At 69.0% G+C, this 21741-nt stretch carries 20 protein-coding genes; 14 read left to right on the top strand and 6 right to left on the bottom strand.

All coding sequences use genetic code 11. The features are described 5' to 3' along the window. The first annotated feature begins 83 nt into the window (after window positions 1-83). Window positions 84-1412, top strand: a complete 1329-nt coding sequence (rimO, locus tag GQR91_RS11605) for a 30S ribosomal protein S12 methylthiotransferase RimO (protein ID WP_149681638.1) — start codon at window positions 84-86, stop codon at window positions 1410-1412. A 34-nt stretch (window positions 1413-1446) separates the two neighbouring features. Here rimO and GQR91_RS11600 read toward each other — a convergent pair whose 3' ends face one another. Then, window positions 1447-2826 carry a methyl-accepting chemotaxis protein gene (locus GQR91_RS11600; RefSeq protein ID WP_149681639.1) on the bottom strand — a complete coding sequence of 460 codons (1380 nt, stop codon included), beginning with the start codon at window positions 2824-2826 and terminating at the stop codon, window positions 1447-1449. A gap of 128 nt (window positions 2827-2954) precedes the next feature. Here GQR91_RS11600 and GQR91_RS11595 point away from each other — a divergent pair, with 128 nt between their 5' ends. After that, complete coding sequence (locus GQR91_RS11595; protein ID WP_149681640.1) at window positions 2955-4352, top strand: serine hydrolase domain-containing protein; 1398 nt, start codon at window positions 2955-2957, stop codon at window positions 4350-4352. Next, the gene (locus GQR91_RS11590; protein WP_149681641.1) at window positions 4349-5725 is read left to right on the top strand and encodes a leucyl aminopeptidase family protein; all 1377 of its coding nucleotides are present in this window, start codon (window positions 4349-4351) and stop codon (window positions 5723-5725) included. The genes GQR91_RS11595 and GQR91_RS11590 overlap by 4 nt, the downstream gene beginning before the upstream one ends. A gap of 247 nt (window positions 5726-5972) precedes the next feature. On the opposite strand, the gene tpiA is transcribed toward GQR91_RS11590, so the two are convergent. Beyond that, complete coding sequence (gene tpiA / locus GQR91_RS11585; protein ID WP_149681642.1) at window positions 5973-6719, bottom strand: triose-phosphate isomerase; 747 nt, start codon at window positions 6717-6719, stop codon at window positions 5973-5975. Window positions 6720-6848: 129 nt separating this feature from the next. On the opposite strand from tpiA, the gene GQR91_RS11580 reads away from it, so the two are divergent. Together GQR91_RS11580 and trpE are read left to right on the top strand one after the other, a co-directional pair. Next, window positions 6849-8801 carry a peptidylprolyl isomerase gene (locus tag GQR91_RS11580; RefSeq protein WP_149681643.1) on the top strand — a complete coding sequence of 651 codons (1953 nt, stop codon included), beginning with the start codon at window positions 6849-6851 and terminating at the stop codon, window positions 8799-8801. After that, window positions 8794-10287 (top strand): anthranilate synthase component I, encoded by a 1494-nt coding sequence (gene trpE, locus GQR91_RS11575; protein ID WP_149681644.1) that lies wholly within the window; start codon window positions 8794-8796, stop codon window positions 10285-10287. Before GQR91_RS11580 ends, trpE begins: the two co-directional genes overlap by 8 nt. Before the next feature lie 7 nt (window positions 10288-10294). Here trpE and GQR91_RS11570 read toward each other — a convergent pair whose 3' ends face one another. Beyond that, window positions 10295-10735, bottom strand: a complete 441-nt coding sequence (locus GQR91_RS11570; RefSeq protein ID WP_149681645.1) for a hypothetical protein — start codon at window positions 10733-10735, stop codon at window positions 10295-10297. A gap of 156 nt (window positions 10736-10891) precedes the next feature. Here GQR91_RS11570 and GQR91_RS11565 point away from each other — a divergent pair, with 156 nt between their 5' ends. Genes GQR91_RS11565 through moaC form a run of 4 tightly spaced genes read left to right on the top strand, consistent with a single transcriptional unit; the run spans window position 10892 to window position 13750 of the window. After that, on the top strand, window positions 10892-11488 hold the full coding sequence (locus GQR91_RS11565) for an anthranilate synthase component II (protein ID WP_112382662.1): 597 nt from the start codon (window positions 10892-10894) through the stop codon (window positions 11486-11488). Beyond that, window positions 11485-12480, top strand: coding sequence for an anthranilate phosphoribosyltransferase (gene trpD, locus GQR91_RS11560; RefSeq protein ID WP_149681646.1), 996 nt, complete (start codon window positions 11485-11487; stop codon window positions 12478-12480). The genes GQR91_RS11565 and trpD overlap by 4 nt, the downstream gene beginning before the upstream one ends. Beyond that, window positions 12477-13256 (top strand): indole-3-glycerol phosphate synthase TrpC, encoded by a 780-nt coding sequence (trpC, locus tag GQR91_RS11555; protein WP_112382459.1) that lies wholly within the window; start codon window positions 12477-12479, stop codon window positions 13254-13256. Before trpD ends, trpC begins: the two co-directional genes overlap by 4 nt. Further along, window positions 13256-13750 (top strand): cyclic pyranopterin monophosphate synthase MoaC, encoded by a 495-nt coding sequence (gene moaC, locus GQR91_RS11550; RefSeq protein ID WP_149681647.1) that lies wholly within the window; start codon window positions 13256-13258, stop codon window positions 13748-13750. The genes trpC and moaC overlap by 1 nt, the downstream gene beginning before the upstream one ends. Here moaC and GQR91_RS11545 read toward each other — a convergent pair. Further along, the gene (locus GQR91_RS11545; RefSeq protein WP_149681648.1) at window positions 13738-13998 is read right to left on the bottom strand and encodes a DUF6356 family protein; all 261 of its coding nucleotides are present in this window, start codon (window positions 13996-13998) and stop codon (window positions 13738-13740) included. The two genes, moaC and GQR91_RS11545, sit on opposite strands and share 13 nt — an antisense overlap. Before the next feature lie 110 nt (window positions 13999-14108). Between GQR91_RS11545 and GQR91_RS11540 the strand changes: the two genes are divergently transcribed. From GQR91_RS11540 to GQR91_RS11525, 4 genes are all read left to right on the top strand, one after another. Beyond that, the gene (locus GQR91_RS11540) at window positions 14109-15302 is read left to right on the top strand and encodes a molybdopterin molybdotransferase MoeA (RefSeq protein ID WP_149681649.1); all 1194 of its coding nucleotides are present in this window, start codon (window positions 14109-14111) and stop codon (window positions 15300-15302) included. Between the two features lie 56 nt (window positions 15303-15358). Continuing rightward, entirely contained in the window at window positions 15359-16048 is a 690-nt protein-coding gene (gene lexA, locus GQR91_RS11535) for a transcriptional repressor LexA (RefSeq protein ID WP_149681650.1), read from the top strand. Window positions 16049-16240: 192 nt separating this feature from the next. Then, a complete protein-coding gene (locus tag GQR91_RS11530) occupies window positions 16241-18595 on the top strand; it encodes a TonB-dependent receptor (protein ID WP_149681651.1) in 2355 nt (784 codons plus the stop codon). A 76-nt stretch (window positions 18596-18671) separates the two neighbouring features. Further along, window positions 18672-19040 (top strand): DUF4440 domain-containing protein, encoded by a 369-nt coding sequence (locus GQR91_RS11525; protein ID WP_149681652.1) that lies wholly within the window; start codon window positions 18672-18674, stop codon window positions 19038-19040. A gap of 20 nt (window positions 19041-19060) precedes the next feature. On the opposite strand, the gene GQR91_RS11520 is transcribed toward GQR91_RS11525, so the two are convergent. Then, window positions 19061-19819 carry a competence/damage-inducible protein A gene (locus GQR91_RS11520; RefSeq protein ID WP_149681653.1) on the bottom strand — a complete coding sequence of 253 codons (759 nt, stop codon included), beginning with the start codon at window positions 19817-19819 and terminating at the stop codon, window positions 19061-19063. A gap of 52 nt (window positions 19820-19871) precedes the next feature. Between GQR91_RS11520 and map the strand changes: the two genes are divergently transcribed. Then, a complete protein-coding gene (gene map / locus GQR91_RS11515; RefSeq protein WP_149681654.1) occupies window positions 19872-20699 on the top strand; it encodes a type I methionyl aminopeptidase in 828 nt (275 codons plus the stop codon). 37 nt (window positions 20700-20736) lie between these two features. Here the strand turns inward: map and glsA are convergent, their stop codons facing one another. Then, entirely contained in the window at window positions 20737-21660 is a 924-nt protein-coding gene (gene glsA, locus GQR91_RS11510) for a glutaminase A (protein WP_235903908.1), read from the bottom strand. Between the last annotated feature and the right edge of the window lie 81 nt (window positions 21661-21741).

Here is a 21741-nt window from a genome sequence, read left to right as displayed (position 1 = left end):
GGCGCCGGCAAAGTCGATAAACCTCGATCAAGATCGCTGCATCTGGAAAAGTCCGCCGGGATCGCTTATGTGCGCGCGATCCCATGGCAACCAAACTCCCCTCCCCGCCGCGTGTCGGCATGGTGTCGCTCGGCTGTCCCAAGAACCTGGTCGACAGCGAACGCATCCTGACGCAGCTCCGCTCCGACGGCTATCAGATGTCGCCCGACTATGCCGGCGCCGACGTCGTGCTGGTCAACACATGCGGCTTTCTCGATTCCGCCAAGGAGGAATCGCTGGAGGCGATCGGCGAGGCGATCAAGGAAAACGGCCGCGTCATCGTGACCGGCTGCATGGGCAAGGAAGCGGAGGCGATCCGCACCCGCTTCCCCGACGTGCTGGCCGTCACCGGCGCGCACCAATATGAGCAGGTGGTGGAGGCGGTGCACGCCGCCGCGCCCGCCAACCTGTCGCCCTATCTCGACCTGATCCCCGATGCCGGGCTGAAGCTGACGCCGCGGCACTACAGCTATCTGAAGATTTCGGAGGGCTGCAACCACCGGTGCAGCTTCTGCATCATCCCGTCCCTGCGCGGCGATCTGGTCAGCCGCCGCCCCGACGCGATCCTGCGCGAGGCGGAGAAGCTGGTGGAGGCCGGCACGCGCGAGTTGCTGGTGATCAGCCAGGACACCTCGGCCTACGGCATCGACATCCGCCGCGAGCCGCGCATGTGGAAGGGGCAGGAGGTCGTGCCGCACATGACCGACCTCGCCCGCGAACTGGGCCGGATCGCGCCCTGGGTGCGCCTGCATTATGTTTATCCCTATCCGCATGTCGATCAGGTCATCCCGCTGATGGCCGAGGGGCTGGTGCTCCCCTATCTCGACATCCCGTTCCAGCACGCTGCGCCCTCGGTTCTGCGCCGCATGAAGCGGCCCGGCAACGACGCCAAGGTGCTCAGCCGCATCCACCGGTGGCGCGAGATCTGCCCGGACATCGCGATCCGCTCCACCTTCGTCGTCGGCTTCCCCGGCGAGACGGAGGAGGATTTCCAGTATCTGCTCGACTGGCTGGACGAGGCGCAGCTCGACCGCGTCGGCGCCTTCCGCTTCGAACCCGTCGAGGGGGCCGCGGCGAACGACCTGCCCGATCCGGTGCCGGAGGCCGTGAAGGAAGAGCGCTACGCGCGCATCATGGAGAAGACCGCGGCGATCTCGGCCGCCAAGCTCGCCGCAAAAGTCGGTCGCACCCTGCCCGTCATCATCGACGCGGTGGACGAGGAGGGCGGCGCCAATGGCCGCAGCCGGGCCGACGCACCCGAAATCGATGGCGAGGTCTTCCTGCGCGACGCCGGCCACCTGTCGGTCGGCGATATCGTGCCGGTGGTGATCGAGGATGCCGACGACCACGACCTGTACGGCGTACCCGCCTGACCTGCCGGGGGGCTGGCTGTGGTACGCGCCGTGGTCAGCCCTGATCCTTGTAGGCGCATAACAATGCCCCCCAATGCCGACCCTTCACCCATATCGGTGTGATGACCATCTTCAACAGGATCACTCCGCCATCGGCCATGCGTCGGCGATACGCCTTCAGGCGGAAGGCATCGGTGGTCCGCACCTGCTCCATCGACTCGGGTGCACGGAAGAACATGCCGGTGCGGGCAAATTCCTCGTTCCACTTCGGATCGCCCGGCCGCTGCGGCAGTGCACGCTCGGGCATCGGTACCGCGTTGAAGCAGTTGCGATCGGTAAAGCTGACTCCGAACAGGCCGGGTAACGACCGTGCCGTTTCCTGGTGCGGGCGCATGATGCGGGTCAGCACGGGCTGGGCGACATGCGTCGCGATCGGCGGATCGGAACCCGGCACCTCGACATATTCGTCGCTCATCAATGCATCGAGCGTCAGCACGCCGGCATCGATGTCCGCCTCCAGCGCCACGTTGATCGCCGTCGCCGCCTGCATCGCGTAATCGATATAAGGCGTGTCGGCGGTTTCCCCGCTTTCCGCCAGCATCTGCAACAAGGCGTTGGTCTCGTCGCTCACCGTGGTGACGCGCTCGGACAGCCGCTCCAGCCCGGCCGCATTCGCCGACGACGTATCGGACAGCGCGACCAGCCCGACCCCGACATGATCGACCACGCGTACCATTGAATCGATCCGCCCCGCCACCGTGTCGCTGCTATCCGAAAGGCCGCGCATCAGCACGCTCAGCCGATCGACCAGCCCTTCGATATCCTTGGCGCCGCGGTGCGCAGACCGCGCCTTGCCGACGCCCTGTTCGATCCGGCCCAGCATCGCCCGTGCCTCGCCGGTCAGCGCGCCCACCGCCGCCTCGATCCGCTTCGTGGCATCGGCGGTTTCGCCGGCCAGCTTCTTTACCTCGCTTGCCACCACCGCAAAGCCGCGCCCGGCATCCCCCGCGCGGGCCGCTTCGATCGTGGCGTTGAGCGCCAGCAAGTTGGTCTGCTTGGCGATGGCATTGATGGCCGCCGTGATCCGCGCCACGTCGTCCAGCGCGCTGTTGAAGTCGCCCAGTCCCTCATGAATGCGCGTCACCTGCGCGATGAGGTCGACCACATCGCCCGTCGCCGCGTTCAACTGCGCGGCCGAATCCTCGATCACGCCATGCACCGCCGCACTGTTGTCGCGCATGTCGACCACGGCCGTCGCGATGTTCTCGACATCGGCGACCAGTGTCTGCGCTTCGGAGCCGATGGAGCCGATCGTCAATGCCTGTTCGGTCACCCGTGCCGACAGCGCCGCGATATCGGCCTGAAGATCCAGTGTCTTCAGCCCCAGATCCCCGGATCGCCGTGCCGCTTGCCTCACGATCGTGTCTATGGTCATCGCAACCCCATGCCCCCAATCTGGGGACTATCATCAACCAGTTAATAGGGCGTTCGTGCCTCCGCTCCGACATGACCCGGCACAGCCACCCCGTTGCGGGGGATGGCCGGCTATGCTTGGATGGCGTCATGATCCGCACCCTGCTGGCTGCCGCCTTATCGATTGCCGCGCCCATCCCGCTCCAGGCCCAGTCACTCAGCGCCCGGGAACAGGTGCAGATCGACGCGCTCGTCGCCAAGACGCTGGCCGATACCGGCGTCCCCTCCGCCTCGATCGCGGTGGTGCGGGGCGGCCGCATCGTCCTTGCCAAGGCCTATGGCAAGCAGTCGGAGGCGGCAAAGCCCGCCGACGCGGCCGCGCCCTACCAGATCGCCTCCATCTCCAAGCAGTTCACCGCCGCCGCGCTCCTCCTGCTGGAGGATGACGGCAAGCTCAGCCTGGACGACACTGTCGCCCGGTATCTGCCCGGCATCACCGGCGGCGACCGCATCACGCTGCGCCAGTTGCTGTCGCACACCTCGGGTCTTCGCGACTATTGGCCGCAGGATTTCAGCTTCAAGGCGATGGCGACGCCCGTCACGCCGCAGGGCATCGTCGACCGCTGGGCCAAGGCGCCGCTCGATTTTCAGCCCGGCCAACAATGGCAATATTCCAACACCGGCTATGTCGTCGCCGGCATGATCGCGGAAAAGGTGTCGGGCCAGCCGCTGATGCAGCTTCTGCAGACCCGCATCTTCGCGCCGCTCGGCATCCGCGCGCTGGATCAGGACGAGGCGGTGGGACCCGGTTTCCCGCAAGGCTATGGCCGCTTCGCGCTCGGCCCCGTCCATGCCGAGACGCCGGCCGCATCGGGCTGGCTCTATGCGGCGGGCCAGTTGTCGATGTCGGCGCAGGATCTCGCCAGATGGGACATCGCCCGCCTGAACCGCACGCTGCTTGCCCCCGACGACTGGAGTGCGCAGGAAACGCCCGTCCGCCTCGCCGACGGGTCGACCAACGGCTATGGCCTGGGGGTCAGCACCGGCACGCAGAACGGCCGCCGCTTTGTCGAGCATTCCGGCGAGGCGGTCGGTTTCCTGTCCGAAAACATCGTCTTCCCCGATGACAAGGCGGCGATCGTCGTTCTGACCAACAGCTGGTTTTCCGACGCCACCAGCCGCATCGCCGGCGGATTGCAGGCGATCGTCCTGCCCCCGCCCACCGCCTCCGCCGAGGATCAGGCCGCCCTCCCCCGCGCCCGCCGCCTGTACGATCAGTTACGAAGCGGTACGCTCGACCGCACGCTGCTGACCGAGGACGCCAACTTCTACTTCACCCCGCGCGCCCAGGCCGACTACCGCACCAGCCTGGCCGCGCTCGGCGAGCCCACCGCCTTTGTCCAGACCGGCCGCACCCGCCTGCGCGGCGGCTTCGTCAATCGCACCTTCCGCGTAACCTACCCGAACCGCACGCTTTCGGTCAGCACCTATGCCGAGCCCGACGGCGCGCAGCGGTTCGAGCAATTCCTGGTGGCACCCGTTCAATGACGACCGACTTCACGCTTCTGCTGCAACCCGATCGCGGCCAATATGCGCGCACCATCACCGCGATCGCGCCGGATGACTTTGGGGCATGGTTGCACGACCAGCCCCAGGCGGTCCGCACCCAGGCCGCCGCCGCGCGCTTCACGGGCAAGGCGGGCACGCACCTGATCGTCACCGGGGAAAGCGACTGGCAGGTCGTCGCCGCCATCGCCGATCCGCACTCGCCCTGGGCACTCGCCCGACTTGCGGAGATATTGCCGGAGGGCGTCTACCGACCGGAGGGGATCGATGCCGGTCCCGCCGCGCTCGGCTGGCTGCTCGGCCAGTACCGCTTCACCCGCTACAAGGCCGGCGAGCCGACCGGGCAGCGCGTCCTCCTGACCCGCGACGCCGCGCATATCGAGGAAACCGTGCGCATCGCGGCGGCCACCGCGCAGGTCCGCGATCTGGTCAACACCGCCGCCGGCGATCTCGGCCCCGCCGAACTGGAACATGAAATCGCCGAACTCGCCCGCCGCTTCGGCGCGGAGATCGCGGTGACGCAAGGGGAGGCGCTGGCCCGCGACTATCCGATGATCCACGCGGTCGGCATCGCCGCCACGCCGGAGCGTGCACCCCGCCTGATCGAACTCGCCTGGGGCGACCCCGCGCATCCCGGCCTCGCCATCGTCGGCAAGGGCGTGTGCTTCGACACCGGCGGCCTCGATATCAAGCCGTCCGCCGCGATGCGCCTGATGAAGAAGGACATGGGCGGCGCTGCCCACGCGATCGCGCTCGCCGGCCTGGTCATGGCCGCGCGCCTGCCCGTCCGCCTCCACCTCCTCGTCCCCGCGGTCGAGAATGCGGTGTCCGCCGCCTCCTTCCGCCCCGGCGACGTGCTGCGCACCCGCAAGGGCCTGACCGTCGAGAACACGAACACCGATGCCGAAGGCAGGCTGATCCTGGGCGACGCGCTGACCCGCGCCGGCGAACATGCCCCCGACCTGATCCTCGATTTCGCGACGCTGACCGGCGCCGCCCGCGTGGCGCTCGGCCCGGACCTGCCGCCGCTCTTCACCGATGACGAGGCGCTGGCCGGCGCCCTGCTCGCCGCGGGCACGGCCGAGGACGATCCCCTCTGGCGCCTGCCCCTGTGGGACGGGTACGACGACATGCTGAAATCGGACGTGGCCGACATGGTCAACGCCCCCGAAGGCGGCTTTGCCGGCGCGATCACCGCCGCCCTCTTCCTCCGCCGCTTCGTGCGCGAAGGCACCGCCTGGGCCCATCTCGACGTCTTCGCCTGGCGCCCCACGGCCAAACCCGGCCGCCCCAAGGGCGCCGACGCCTATGCCCTCCGTGCGGCGTATGCGATGCTGAAGAAGCGGTACGGGTGATTATTCTCTCTCCCCCACGGGGAGCATCAGGTAAACAGCGCCCCGCGCTGTTTAGTTCATGCCGGGGGCATGAACGACCTGATGCTGGAGGGGCCCGCTGCCGTCAGGCAGTGGGAGGGTGAGGGGCCGACACGAAGCGCAGCACTGCTGGGCACCCCCTCACCCTCCCCACGGCGAAAGCCGCGGGTCCCCTCCCTCTCCCCGCTGGGGAGAGGGCGACCTACCGCCAGGCAGCGCCGCCAAAAAATCAAACCCCCGCCGCCGCCTCGATGATCGGCACGAACTTCGCCGCCGTCAAACTCGCACCCCCGACCAGCGCGCCGTCCACATCGTCCACCGCCAGGATCGTCGCGGCATTCTCCCCCGTCACCGATCCGCCGTACAGGATGCGCACCCCGTCCGCCGCATCGCCGATCAGCATGCGCAGCTTGGCGCGCGCGATCGCGTGGATCGATCCGATCTCCTCCAGCGTCGGGGTGCGGCCCGTCCCGATCGCCCAACGCGGCTCATAGGCGAGGGTGAACCAGCTGCCGTCCGCATTGTCGGGCACCGACTTCTCGATCTGCGCCTGCACCACGCGTTCGGCGCGACCCGCGTTGCGCTCGGCCTCCGTCTCGCCGCAGCACAGGATGACGCTCAGGCCCTGCCGGTGCGCCGCCGCCGCCTTGGCCCACGCATCCTGGCTCGTCTCGCCCTGATCGGCCCGCCGCTCGGAATGGCCGACGATGGTGAAGCTGGCGCCCACCTCCGCCACCATCGCCGCCGAGATGCAGCCGGTATGCGCGCCCGCATCGCGCTCGTGCACGTCCTCGGCGCCGATCGCCAGACCCGGTACGCGCGCCGCCGCCGGCCCGATCAGCGTGGCCGGCACCGCCACCGCGACATCGACCCCCGGCGCCGCATCCGCTGCCGCCGCGATCGCGTCCAGCTCGCCGAGCGCGGCCAGCGATCCGTTCATCTTCCAGTTGCCCGCCACCAGTTTGCGCCGCGTCATCCCCGGATTCCCACTTCATCGTTATACATGTTCAACACCGATAGCGCGTCTGCGTTGCGGCACAAGCTTGATGCTTGCGCGCCCGCCTCTTAAAGCATCACCCGATTTTCTCCTGCCGATCGGTCGTCCATGCTCAGTTTCTTCCGCCGGATCATCAATTCCAAGGCCGGTGTCATCGTCACCTTCATCGTCCTGGGGGTGATCGCGATCGCCTTTGCGGCGGGTGACGTGTCGAACGTCACCAGCATGGGGGGCGGCATCGGTGGAGCGCAGGTCGCCAAGGTCGGCGATGCCAAGGTCGGCAATGCCGAGCTGCGCCAGGCGGTCAACGCCGAGGTGGAGGCGTATCGCCGCGAACAGCCGACGCTCGATGTCGCGACCTTTATCGCTCAGGGCGGGCTCGACGGCACGCTGCAGCGGATCGTCAACGGCATGGCGCTGGAGGAATTCGGCCATGACCAGGGCATGGTCGTCTCGCGCCGCGCGGTCGACGGCCAGATCGCCTCGATCCCGGCGCTGCGCGGGCCCAATGGCCAGTTCGATCCCACGCTTTACCAGCGCATCCTGGCCGACCGGAAGATGACCGATCAGCAGGTGCGCACCGACATCGCCCGCGAACTGATCGGCCAGCAGCTTATCGCCCCCACCCAGGGCGCGACGCAGATGCCGCAGCAACTGGCGCTCCCTTATGCCTCGCTGTTGCTCGAAAAGCGCGCCGGCCAGATCGGCTTCATCCCGCTGACCGCGGTCGGCACCGGTGCCGCGCCCACGCCCGCGGAGATCCAGAGCTTCTACGGCCGCAACCTGTCGCGCTACACCCTGCCGGAGCGTCGCACGGTGCGCTACGCCGTGGTTTCGCCGCAGGCGGTCGCCGCGCGCGTCACCCCGACCGATGCCGAGATCGCCGCCTATTTCCGGTCCAACCAGTCCAGCTACGCCGCCAGCGAGAAGCGCACCGTCACCCAGGTCATCGTCGCCGACCAGGCCGGTGCGAATGCGCTTGCCGCCAAGGTGAAGGGCGGCACCGCGCTTGCCGCCGCCGCACAGGCCGCCGGGCTGGAGCCCTCCACGCAGGAAGGCGTCGACAAGGCCGCCTATGCCGCGACCACCTCCGCCGCGGTCGCCGATGCGGTCTTTGCTGCGTCGCAGGGCGCGGTCGTCGGCCCCTTGCGCGGTACGCTCGGCTTCGTCGTCGCGCGCGTCGATGCCGTCACCCAGGTGCCGGCGCGCACGCTGCAACAGGTTCGCGCCGACATCGTCGACACGCTGACCAAGCAGAAGTCCGCCGCCGCGCTCGCCGACCTGCGCAACAAGGTCGAGGATGCGCTGGCCGACAATGCCACCTTTGACGAGGTCGTCGGCGACCAGAAGCTGCAGGCACAGGCGCTCCCCGCCGTCACCGCGCAGGGGCAGGCGCCCGACGCCCCCGCCTTCCAGCCCTCGGCCGAACAGCGCACCATGATCACCGCCGCCTTCACCGCCGAGGATGGCGATGCGCCGCAGGTGGTGCCGCTCGGCCAGGATGGCGGCTTCGCCGTCGTCGCCGTCGGTCAGGTCGTGCCCTCCGCCCCCCGCCCGCTGATGCAGGTGCAGAACGCCGTCATCGCCGACCTCAAGGCCGATCGCGCCCGCGCCGCGGCCCGCAAGGTGGCGAACGACGTGCTGGCCCGCGTCAACAAGGGTGCAGCGCTTGGTGCCGCACTCGGCCAGACCGGGCTGTCGCTTCCCGCCATCCGCCCGATCGCCGCCGCGCGTGCGCAGCTGGCCGCGGCGCAGCAGACGCCGGCCGCCGCGCCCCTCGCGCTGTTGTTCAGCATGAAGCAGGGCACCACTAAGACGCTGCAATCGCCCGGCGGCGACGGCTGGTACGTCATCAAGCTGGACCGGATCGACCGTGGCGACGCCTCGAACACCCCGGACGCCGTCCGCGCCGCCCGCGCCGACATCGGCCGTCTTCAGGGCCGCGAATATGTTGAACAGTTTGTCCGCGCGGTCAGCAGGAATGTCGGCGTGAAGATCGATACCGGCAACGTCGCGGCGGTGCGCAACGAGCTGGTGAACGGGAGCAGCTCCAATAACTGATCCCGTCTCCGCGCTCGCCTCCGGCCGGCCGGCGCTGATCTGGCGCCGGCAGGTCGCGGATACCGAGACGCCGGTCGCCGCCGCCCTGAAGCTGATCGAGCCCGGCCGCGGCGATTTCCTGCTCGAATCGGTGGAGGGCGGCGCGACCCGCGGCCGCCACAGCCTGATCGGCCTTGCCCCCGATCTCGTCTTCCGCGCGCATGGGAAGGCCGCCGCGATCAACCGCCACTGGGCGACCGACCGCGACGCGTTCGCGGATTGCGCGCAGGATACGCTGGCGGCGCTCCGCACGCTGGTCGCCGAATGCCGCGCCGACGTGCCGGAGGGGCTGCCCCGCGCGCTGGCCTGCCTTGTCGGCTATTTCGGCTATGAAACCGTGGGGTTGGTGGAGGATCTGCCTCAGCCGGCGAGCGACCCGCTCGGCCTGCCGGACATGATCTTCGTCCGCCCCACCGTCATCCTCGTCTTCGACCGTCTCGCCGACGCGCTGTTCCTCGTCGCCCCGGCCTGGCCCGACGCCACCCGCGACGCCGCCGCCATCGTCGCCGATGCGGAGAGCCGCCTCGATGCGGTCGCCGCGCGCCTTGCCGCCACGCCGCTGCCGGCGCCCGTTCGCGCCGATCTCGACGAGCCCGCCTACACCCCCGCGCTCGCCCCCGGCCGCTACGGGGAAATGGTCGCCCGCGCGAAGGACTATATCGTCGCCGGCGACATCTTTCAGGTCGTGCTGGCCCAGCGGTTCGAGACGCCGTTTGCGCTCCCCCCCTTCGAACTCTACCGCAGCCTGCGCCGCATCAACCCCTCCCCCTTCCTCTATCATCTTGATCTACCCGGTTTTTCGCTGATCGGCTCCAGCCCCGAGATCCTCGTGCGCGTCCGCGACGGCGACGTCACCATCCGCCCCATCGCCGGCACCCGCCCGCGCGGCAGGACCGCCGCGGAGGACGAGGCGAACCGCACCAGCCTGCTCGCCGATCCGAAGGAACGGGCCGAACATCTGATGCTGCTCGATCTCGGCCGCAACGATACCGGCCGCGCCTCCGCACCGGGCAGCGTGCGCGTGACGGACAGCTACACGGTCGAACTCTACAGCCATGTGATGCACATCGTGTCGAACGTGGTCGGCACGCTGGCACCCGAAAAGGATGCGCTCGACGCGCTGTTCGCCGGCTTCCCCGCCGGCACGGTCAGCGGTGCGCCAAAGGTCCGCGCCTGCCAGATCATTGCCGAGCTCGAACCCGAACGCCGCGGTGCCTATGCCGGCGGCGTCGGCTATTTTTCGCCCGACGGATCGATGGACAGCTGCATCGTGCTGCGCACCGCGGTGGTGAAGGACGGCATGATCCACGTCCAGGCCGGCGCGGGCATCGTCGCCGACTCCGACCCCGCCTATGAACAGCGCGAGTGCGAGGCCAAGGCCGGCGCCATCCTTGCCGCCGCCCGCGAGGCGGTCGCCCGCGCGGCGGAAAGCGGTTTCGGGCAGTAGGGGCGGCTTACTCCTCGCCGCCCGGCACCGCCCGCTCGGCTGCCGCATCGGCCCGGCGCTGTGCGGCGAATTCGCGGTTCCAGGTCAGCGAGCAACCCGTCTGCCCGCCCGACCCCACCGGCGAGCAGGTGTCGGGCAGGCCCGCCGCCGTCCGCCCGATCCGGTCCGCGACCGCGGCACGGTTCACCCAACTCTGGTTCTGCGCCGCGATCGGGCGATCGTCGCGCAAACCCTTCGGAATACGGAACGGCTCGTCGTCGCGCCCGCACACCACCACCTCGTCGGCGGTGCTTTGCGGGCATTTCTGGTCGCCGGTCAGGGTCACGCTGCGCACGCGCTTGGGCGGCTGGCCGGTCTCGGCCTGCTGATCGGCCGCTGCGGCCTGGGTCTGTGCGAAAGCCGGCAGGGGCGACGCGACCAGCGCGGCGATCAACAGGGGGCGGAACATGAGCGAAGTCTCCTTTGTCCGGAACAACGTCGGGCACGGCGCATGGCTCCATGCTGAACCGCGCCGATCCGCCGGCGCTACAGCCGCGGCATTGCTACGATGTGTCGGCACCGGCGACGCTTTGCAACATCGTGACACGCGTCTATGGCGGCCTCCATGATCCTCGTCGTCGACAATTACGACAGCTTCACCTGGAACCTCGTCCACTATCTCCAGGAACTGGGGACCGAGGTGGAGGTGGTGCGCAACGACGCCATCTCGGCGGGCCAGGCGCTGTCATCGGGCGCCAGCGCCTTTCTGATCTCGCCCGGCCCCTGCACACCGACGGAGGCGGGCGTCAGCCTCGACCTCGTCGCCGCCTGTGCCGATGCCGGCCGGCCGCTGCTCGGCGTGTGCCTGGGGCATCAGGCGATCGGCCAGCATTTCGGCGGCAAGGTGGAGCGCGGCGGGCTGATGCACGGCAAGACCTCGCCCGTGCTGCATGACGGCTCGGGCATGTTCGCAGGGCTCCCCTCGCCCTTCACCGCGACGCGCTACCATTCGCTGATCGTCAACGACGTGCCCGACAGCCTGATCGTCAATGCGCGTGCGCAGGACGGCGCGGTGATGGGCTTCCGCCACGCGCATCTGCCGATCCACAGCGTGCAGTTCCATCCCGAAAGCATCGCCACCGAACATGGCCACGCCATGCTCGCCAACTTCCTCCGCGAAGCGGGAATTGCCTACCGCATGCCCGCGCATCTCGCGGCATGACCACGGTTTCCCTGCTCCCCGATACCGCCTCGCCGCTGTCGCGCGAGTCGGCCCGCGTCGCCTTTGCCGACATCCTCGACGGTCGGGCCACCGAGGCGGCGATCATCGCCTTCCTGACCGGCCTGACCGAACGCGGCGAGACCGCGATCGAGATCGCCGAGGCCGCGCGCGCCCTGCGCGAGCGGGTCGTCCCGATCCAGGCGCCACCCGGCACCGTCGATGTCTGCGGCACCGGTGGCGATGGTCATCATACGCTGAACGTCTCGACCGCGGTGGCGCTCGTCGTCGCCGCGCTCGGCGTGCCCGTCGCCAAGCATGGCAATCGCGCCGCCTCGTCCAAGGCGGGCGCCGCCGACACGCTGGAGGCGCTCGGCCTCGACATGGATCGCGCCGGCGCGGTGGCGGAGGCCAGCCTTGCCGATCTGGGCATCGCCTTCCTGTTCGCGGCCAATCATCACCCCGCGATGAAGCGGATCACGCCGATCCGCCGCGCGATCGGCCGCCGCACCATCTTCAACCTGATGGGCCCGCTCGCCAATCCCGCGCACGTCACCCGCCAGCTCATCGGCATCGCCCGCCCCGACTATGCCCCGCTCTATGCGGAGGCGCTGAACCAGCTCGGCACCCAGGCCGCACTGGTCGTCTCGGGCGAGGAGGGGCTGGACGAACTCTCCGGCGCCGGCCCCAGCATCGCCGTCTCCGTCGGCACGCTCGTAGCACCCGCCACGATCACGCCCGAGGATGCCGGCCTGCCCCGCCATCCCGTCTCCGCGATCCGCGGCGGCGACGCCGCCCACAACGCCGCCGCGCTTCAGCGCCTGCTCGCCGGTGAGGAAGGCGCCTACCGCGACGCGGTGCTGCTCAACGCCGCCGCCGCGCTCCTTGTCGCGGGGCACAGCACGACGCTTGGCCGTGGCGCGGTCGCCGCTGCCCGCGTGCTGGACGACGGCGCCGCCGCCCGTCTGCTCGATCAATGGATTGCCTACCGATGACGACGATGCTCGACCGCATCCTGGAAACCAAGCGCGCCGATGTCGCCGCGCGCAAGGCGACGATCTCGCACGCCGATCTCGACCAGCGGATCGCCGGGCAAAGCGCCCCGCGCGGCTTTCGCGCCGCGCTCGATGCAAGGACCGGCCACGCGCTTATCGCCGAGGTGAAGAAGGCAAGCCCGTCCAAGGGCCTGATCCGCGAGGATTTCGATCCCGTTGCCCATGCCCGCGCCTATGAAGCCGGCGGGGCCGCCTGTTTGTCGATCCTGACCGACGAACGCTGGTTCCAGGGATCGGACGCCTATCTGGAGGCGGGCCGAAACGCCGTGTCGATCCCCGTGCTGCGCAAGGATTTCATGATCGACCCGTGGCAGGTGCACGAGGCACGCGCCCTGGGGGCCGATGCCATCCTCATCATCGTCGCCGCGCTGGACGACGCGCAGATGCAGGAGATCGAGGCGGCGGCCCTCGAATGCGGGATGGACGCGCTGGTCGAGGTGCACGACCTGTCCGAGATGGAGCGCGCCGCGCGCCTCCGCTCGCGCCTGATCGGCGTCAACAACCGCAACCTGAAGACGTTCGAGGTGAACTTCCAGAACACCTATGATCTGGTCGGCCACGCGCCGCAGGGCTGCACCTTCGTCGCCGAAAGCGGCCTCACCAGCCGTGCCGACCTCGATGCGATGGCGCAGCACGGCATCCACTGCTTCCTGATCGGCGAAGCGCTGATGCGGCAGGCCGATGTCGAGGCCGCGACCCGCGCGCTGGTCGGCTGATGCCGGGGCTGACGCATATCGATGCCGACGGCGCGGCCCGCATGGTCGATGTCGGCGACAAGGCGGTGACGCAGCGCCAGGCGGTCGCGTCGGGCCGCATCACCATGTCAGGGCAAGCGGCCGCCGCCATTGCCGAGGGTCGCACGAAGAAGGGCGACGTGCTGGCGGTCGCCCGCGTCGCCGGCATCATGGCGGCCAAGCGGACCAGCGACCTGATCCCGCTCTGCCACCCGCTGCCGCTGACGAAGATCGAGATCGATCTGGCGCTGGACGAAGGCGGCGTCACCGCCACCGCGACCGCCGCCACGGCGGGGCAGACGGGGGTGGAGATGGAGGCGCTGACCGCGGTTTCCGTCACGCTGCTGACGCTCTACGACATGGCCAAGGCGCTCGACAAGGCGATGGTCCTGTCCGACATCCGCCTCCTCGCCAAGCAGGGGGGCAAGTCGGGCGACTGGGTCGCCCCTGTGGTCGCGGCTGCTCAGATTTCGTAGCAGAACCCGTCGCGCGCGGCCGCCGCCTGTCCGGCCCGACCGCTCATCCGCGCATGCAGCCGCCGGATCGTGTCGCTGCCGGTGGTGGTGAACAGCGCCGGCACCGCGGCATGCACCATGCAGGCCAGCCCGCCGCCCAGCATCGCCAGCCCGAACCGGCTCGCGGTGCGCGCATGGTCGAGATAGCTTTCACCCACCGCACGCGGGTGCCGGGCGAAAACGGTATCGAGAACGGAAAGGGCTCGCATCGGCTTCTCCTTGGGCGGATAGGATATCGCATCCGTCCATCAGGGATCAACCACGGACCCTTGCCGCCCCGACGCCGTTCTCCCCCGGCCGCTTTGCGAAGGATATCGCCATTTCCGCCGCCACCCCGCTCGTCCCCGTCACGCAGGCACAGGCACGCCTGCTCGCGCTCGCCGTGCCCGTGTCCACCGAAACGCTGCCGCTGCGCGACGCGGCGGGTCGCTGGGCCGCGGCCGACATTGTCGCCGCCCGCACGCAACCCGCCGCCGACCTGTCGGCGATGGACGGCTATGCGATCCGCTTCGACGACATGCCCGGCCCGTGGCAGGTGATCGGCGAAAGCGCCGCCGGCCGCCCTTTCGAGGCATCGGTCGGCGCACGCCAGGCGACCCGTATCTTCACCGGCGCCGCCCTGCCCCCCGGCACCGATACCGTGCTGATCCAGGAAGAGGCCGGGCGCGACGGCGCCAGCCTGACCCTCACCGGCGAAGGCCCGGCGCACGCCGGACGCAACGTCCGTCCCCGCGGGCTCGACTTCCACACCGGCCAGCGTCTGGTCACCGCGGGCGAGCGTCTCACCCCCGCCCGCATCGCCGTCGCCGCGACGGGCGGGGTCGCCGCCCTCCCCGTCCGCCGCCGCGTGCGTGTGGCGATCGCCGCCACCGGGGACGAGCTGGTCGCGCCGGGCAGCGATGCCAGCGGCCTCGCCCTCCCTGAATCGAACGGCGTCATGCTCGCCGCGATGCTGGGCGACCTGCCGGTGGAGATCATCGACCTCGGCATCCTGCCCGACGACCTGGACGCGCTGACCCGCGCCTTTGCCGGCGTACGCGCCGACCTGCTCGTCACCACCGGCGGCGCGTCGGTCGGCGATCACGACCTCGTCCGCCCCGCGCTCGCCGCGGCCGGTGGCACCATCGACTTCTGGCGCATCGCGCTGCGCCCCGGCAAGCCGATGATGGCCGGCCGGCTTGGCGACGCGCTCGTGCTCGGCCTGCCCGGCAATCCCGTCTCCGCCTTTGTCACCGCCATGCTGTTCGTGAAGCCCCTCGTCGCCGCCCTAGCCGGCGCCGCCGACCCGCTCCCCCGCCCGGCCCTCGCCCTGCTCGGCGAAACCCTCCCCGCCAACGGCCCGCGCACCGACTATCTGCGCGCCGAACTCCGCGACGGCCGCGCCTACGCCTCCACCATCCAGGACAGTTCCATGCTCCTGACCCTCGCCCGTTCCACCTGCCTGATCGTGCGCGAGCCGCACGCCCCCCCGGCACAGGCGGGCGACTCGGCGGAAATCCTGCCCCTCGCTTGACGCAAGCCAAAACGTTCCTTATAAGTTCCACGTCTGTTCTGGACGGAGGTTCCGCGATGCTCACGCGCAAGCAGCACGAGCTGATCTGCTTCATCAATGACCGGTTGACGGAGACGGGCGTGTCCCCGTCGTTCGAGGAGATGAAGGACGCGCTCGACCTCAAGTCGAAGTCGGGGGTCCACCGCCTGATCTCCGCGCTGGAGGAACGCGACTTCATCCGCCGCCTGCCCAACCGCGCCCGCGCGCTGGAGGTGCTGCGCATGCCGGAGCGCCCGGCCGAGCCGAAGGCAGCTGCGACACCGGCACCACCCGTCGGCACCACCGCGCCCGCCGCCGCCGCCGCCAGCCCGATCCCGGCCAACGACGTGCTGGAAATCCCGCTGCACGGTCGCATCGCCGCCGGCCTGCCGATCGAGGCGTTCGAGGGGTCCTCGACGCTGGCCGTCCCTGCGGCGCTGCTCGGCTCGGGTGAGCATTATGCGCTGGAGGTATCGGGCGACTCGATGGTCGAGGCGGGTATCCTCGATGGCGACTACGCCCTGATCCGCCGCACCGAAACCGCGCGCGACGGGGAGATCGTCGTGGCGCTGATCGACGACAGCGAGGCGACGCTGAAATATTTCCGCCGTGAGGGCGCGATGGTGCGGCTCGATCCCGCCAACCGCTCCTACGATCCGCAGCGTTATGCGCCCGCGCAGGTGCGGGTGCAGGGCAAGCTGTCCGGCCTTCTCCGCCGCTACGACTGATCGCGGCGGAACATGACCGCCCCGGTCCCGCCGATGTCGCACGCATCTCGGGACCGGGGCCGGTCATGCGATTATCGCACGCGCCTTCCCCGCGTCACCGTTCGGCCGCGCAATTGTAGTGATCCGGTAACCAAATCACGTCACCAGCCCCGCCAAAGGGGCGCAATGTCGCCCCATAGGGGGACGACGATCATGACCGCACATATCTGGCGCGCCGGTGCCGCATCCATCGCGCTTCTCGCCGCGCAGCACGCCACCGCCCAGGTCGCCGACACGGCAACGCTGGTCGCCGACGATCCCGCTCCCGGCGGCGACGGACAGGACATCGTCGTCCTCGGCTTCGGCCAGACCCGTCAGGTGCAGACGATCACCGCCGCCGATCTGGAACGCCTGCCGCCGGGCACCTCGCCGCTGAAGGCGGCCGCCAAGCTGCCCGGCGTCAATTTCCAGTCCGCCGACGCGTTCGGCGCCTATGAATGGTCGACGCGCATCTCGCTGCGCGGCTTCAACCAGAACCAGCTCGGCTTCACGCTCGACGGCGTGCCGCTTGGCGACATGAGCTATGGCAACGTCAACGGCCTGCACATCAGCCGCGCGATCATCTCCGAAAATATCGGCAGCACCACCGTTGCGCAGGGTGCGGGCGCGCTCGGCACCGCCTCGACCAGCAATCTGGGCGGCACGCTGCAGTTCGAAAGCCGCGCCCCTGCCGACACCGCCGATCTGGTCGCCTCCGGCACCTATGGCAGCAACGACACCGTTCGTGCCTTCGTCCGCGCCGATAGCGGCGACCTGGGTGGCGGGCTCAAGGGCTATCTCTCCTATGGCTACCTGACCACCGACAAGTGGAAGGGTTTTGGCAGCCAGCGCCAGCATCAGGCGAATGCCAAGCTGGTCAAGGAGATGGACGGGCTCGGCAGCATCACCGGCTTTGTCAACTTTTCCGACCGGCGCGAGATCGACTATCAGGATCTCAGCCTCGGCATCATCGCACGCCGCGGCCTGCGGAACGACAATATCGGCAACGACTATCCGCTGGCGATCCGCATCGCGCAGGTGTTCAACAACCAGAACGCCCGCGCTGCCAACCCCGCCGCCGCGCTGCCCTTCCCCGGTGCCGGTCTCGCCTTCCCCACCGGCATCGGCACCGTCGACGACGTCTATTTCAACGCCGCGGGTCTTCGCCGCGACTGGCTGGGCGGCCTCACCTTCGACATGCGCCTCGCCCCCACCCTCACCCTCACCACCACCAGCTACTACCACCACAACAAGGGCCAGGGCTCCTGGATCACCCCCTATTTCGCCACCCCTGCCGGCGCACCCGACGACGCCGGCCAACCCATCACCGCCCCCGCCCCGCTGTCCTACCGGACGACCGAATATGGCATCGACCGCGCCGGCAACGTCACGCGCCTGGCCTATGACCTGGGCCCCAATCGCTTCGAAGTCGGCGGCTGGTACGAAAGCAACACCTTCCGCCAGGCGCGGCGCTTCTACGGGCTAGCTGGCGGCACCGTGCCGAACCGCGACGTGCTTCGCTTCCAGGACAATCCCTTCGCCACCCAGTGGAACGGCAAATACGATACCGAGACGCTGCAATATTTCATCGCGGACTCGCTCGATATCGGCAGGCTGACGATCAACGCCGGGTGGAAGGGCACGCGCGTGCGCAACCAGGCAAACCTCCTGACCGGCACGCTCGTCGCCGGCCGGATCGAGTCCCGGGACTGGTTCCTGCCGCAAGCCGGCCTCGTCTTCCGCCTGGGCGCCGGCGCCGAACTGTTCGGCAGCTATTCGGAAAACATGCGCGCCTTCGTGTCGTCCGCTACCTCCGGCCCGTTCGCGATCACCCAGACCGGCTTCGACGCGATCCGCAGCACGCTGCGTCCCGAAACCTCGAAAACGGCGGAGGGCGGCGTACGCCTGCGCCGCGGCGGGCTGCAACTGTCGGCGGTCGGCTATTATATCGACTTCTCGAACCGCCTGCTCGTCTTCGCCAACGGGTCGAGCATCCAGGGCAATCCGCCGACGCTCAACAATGCGGGCGACGTGGAAAGCTATGGCGGGGAGGCATCCGCCTTCTACCGTATCCCCGCCACCCCCTTGTCGCTGTTTGCCAGCTATTCCTACAACCGCGCCACCTATCAGGACGATGTCCTGAGCGCCGCCGGCACCGTGCTGTCCCCGACCGCCGGGCACACCGTGGTCGACACGCCCGAACATATGGCCAAGGGCGAGATCGTCTATGACGACGACCGCTTCTTCGCCCGCGCCGGCGTCGACTACATGACCAGGCGCTATTTCACCTATCTGAACGACCAGTCGGTCGGCGCCCGGGCACTGGTCGATGCCAGCATCGGCTACCGCTTCGCCGACGCGCCCGGCCTCCTGCGCGGCTTCACGATCGAGGCAAGCGTCACCAACCTGACTGACAAGGACTATATCTCCACCATCGGCACCAACGGCTATACCGCCAGCGGCGACAACCAGACGCTGCTCGCCGGCGCACCGCGTCAGTGGTTCGTCACGCTCCGTCGCGGCTTCTGATCGCGGCCGGGGGAGATGCGGGAACGATCCGCCTCCCCCGGCGCTGTTGGCCGGAACGCCATCAGGAGAGAAGGCCATGGAAGACAATCGCGTGTGGAGCTTCGAGGAAAGCCTCTGGACCGCCGACCATGAACATTATGCCGAGTCGATCGACGACGAATGCCTGATGGTGATCCCGCAGCCGCCCTATGTGGTCACCGGCGCGCAGGCGGTGGAGGCGGTGTCAAACACCCCGCGCTGGAACAAGGTCGCCTTTTCCAACCAGCAGATTGCCCGCCCGCAGGAAGGGCTGATCGTCATCGCCTATCACGTCCGTGCCGAGCGCGAGGGTGAGCAGCCCTACGAGGCGCATTGCACCAGCACCTATCGCCGTCTGGCGCATGAGGACTGGAGCGTCATCCAGCATCAGCAGACGCCGCCCCTCGCCGCCAGCGTCGAGCAATAGGCCGTCACCGCCGGGGGGTGTCAGATCCCCCCGGCGATCACCACCCGTCCCTCGGCCTCCAGCGCGGTGGTCAGGTCCGCCAGGCACCGGTCGACCAGCGCCGCATCCGGGCTGCGCACGACGAAATTCGCCCCCGTCCGCCCTTCGCGGAAGAAGGGATAGCTGCCGATCGATACGCCCTCATGAGCCTTCTCGGCGCTGCGCAGCATGTCGGCGACCTCGCTTTCCGCCACCCAGCAGCCGATCGTCCCCGACACCACCGGCCGCCCGCCCTCCAGCGTACCCGTCAGCCGGTCGAGCATGCCCGCGGTGATGTGCGGCACCCCGGCCATGATGAAGATGTTCTCGACATGGATGCCCGGCGCGCCCGACACCCGGTTCTCGATCAGCGTCGCGCCGTCCGGCACCCGCGCCATCCGTGCCCGCGCCTCGGTCAGCCCGCCGCGCGTCGCGTAATAGGCCTCCAGCACCACCATCGCCTCCGGGTGATGGACGACGCCCACCCCCAGCGCTTCGGCGATCGCATCCACCGTGATGTCGTCATGCGTCGGCCCGATCCCGCCGGTGGTGAACAGATAATCGTTGCGCGCACGCAACGTATTCACCGCCTCCACGATCGCCTCCGTCCGGTCGCTCACCACCCGCACCTCGGCCAGCCGGATGCCCTGCACGTTCAGCCAGGTCGCGATCTGCGCGACATTGCGGTCCTGCGTGCGGCCCGACAGGATTTCGTCGCCGATGACGACCAGTGCCGCCGTCCAGATGCGTTCTTGGGTCATGGCCCCTGCCATAGCCTCGCAAAAGCGTCGCCGCCACGCTATATCGCGCGCCATGACCGACTATGTGACCGTCTCCCCCGATGCGCCGGAAGGGCGCACCGGCGCGATCAAGCTCCATGGCCCCGCCGCTTTCGCCGGCATGCACAAGGCCGGGCGCCTTGCCGCCGAAACGCTCGACATGCTGGTGCCGCACATGGTCCCCGGCGTCACCACGGGCGAGATCGACCGCCTGATCTACGACTTCGTCACCGCCAATGGCGGCTACCCGGCGACGCTCGGCTACCGGGGCTATACGCACTCCACCTGCATCTCGATCAACCATGTCGTCTGCCACGGCATCCCCTCGGAAAAGCCGTTGAAGTCGGGCGACATCGTCAATGTCGACGTCACGCCGATCGTCGATGGCTGGCACGGCGACACCAGCCGCATGTACCTGATCGGCGACGTGCCGCTGAAGGCGCGCCGGCTGGTCGAGATCACCTATGAGTGCCTGATGCTCGGTATCGAGCAGGCGCGGCCCGGCAACCATATGGGCGACGTCGCCCATGCCATCCAGCGCCATGCCGAGCGGCACCGCTACGGCGTCGTCCGCGATTTCTGCGGTCATGGCCTCGGCCAGCTCTTCCACGACGCGCCCGAGGTCGTCCATGTCGGCCGCCCCGGCACCGGCCCCGAACTGCGTCCCGGCATGATCTTCACCATCGAACCGATGATCAACATCGGCCGCCCCGACGTGAAGCTGCTCGACGACGGCTGGACCGCGGTAACCCGCGACCGTTCGCTGTCCGCGCAGTTCGAACACTCGATCGGCATCACCGAGGAGGGTTGCGAGATCTTCACCCTCTCCCCCGCCGGCCACACCATGCCGCCTTACGCCTGAAGCCCCCCTCTCCCCCTTGGGGAGAGGGACTTACCCCCTAATCAAACCCCCGCCCGAACACCGACCACCCCGTCCGCCGCGCGATCATCTCCAGCGCGCGCACGCCCAAAATGCTGTTGCCATGCTGGTCCAGGTTGGACGACCACACCGCGATCGCCGCGGTATCGGGCACGATCGCCAGGATGCCGCCCCCGACCCCGCTCTTGGCCGGCAATCCGACGCGCAGGGCGAAGTCGCCCGATCCGTCATAATGGCCGCACGTCATCATCAGCGCGAGCACCTTGCGCATCCGCTGCGCCTCCGCATCCGCCGCATCGTCGCCCCGCACCCGCGCGTCATGCGCCAGGAACAGCCCGGCCCGCGCCAGCGCGCCGCAATCCAGCGAGATGGCGCATTGCCGGACATAGGCCTCCATGACGTCGTCCGGTTCCGACTTCAGGTTGCCGTGATGCCGCATGAAGCTCATCATCGCCCGGTTCAGGTCGCCGCCCTCCTCCTCGCTGGCCATGACCTCGTCGTCCAGCGGTACGGCATCCACGCCCAGCTGCCGCGCGACCAGCGTTTCGGCCCGCTCGACATCGCAGTCCACCAGCATGTCGACCACCACCAGCGCGCCGGCATTGACGAAGGGGTTGCGCGGCAGGCCCTTGGTCCGCTCCAGATCGATGATGGAGTTGAACGGATCACCCGAAGGCTCGCGCCCCACCCGCTCGAACACCCGGTCCCCGATCGCACACAGCGCGCGCTCCAGTGCGAACACCTTGGCGATGCTCTGGATCGGAAAGCGCGTATCCGCCGCACCGGCGGTCAGCACCGTGCCGTCCAGCGTCGCGATCGCCGCCCCGAACGGGCCGGGCTCGGCACCGTCGTCCTTGGCGTCCGCGGACGCCTCGATCTCGGCGGCATCCCGCGCGATCTCCTCGGCGACTTCGCGCAGCATCTCGTTCAACCCGTCGTGCAATCATCATCTCCTGCCTGACCATGGTTCTCAACCAGCGACGCCACCTGCCGGGTCCAACAATCATCCCTTGCCGCTGTCCTA

This window comes from Sphingomonas carotinifaciens, assembly GCF_009789535.1.
GTDB classification, from domain to species: Bacteria; Pseudomonadota; Alphaproteobacteria; order Sphingomonadales; family Sphingomonadaceae; genus Sphingomonas; species Sphingomonas carotinifaciens.
Note: the sequence above shows the minus strand (reverse complement) of the source record. Positions and strands in the feature narration are given on the sequence as shown.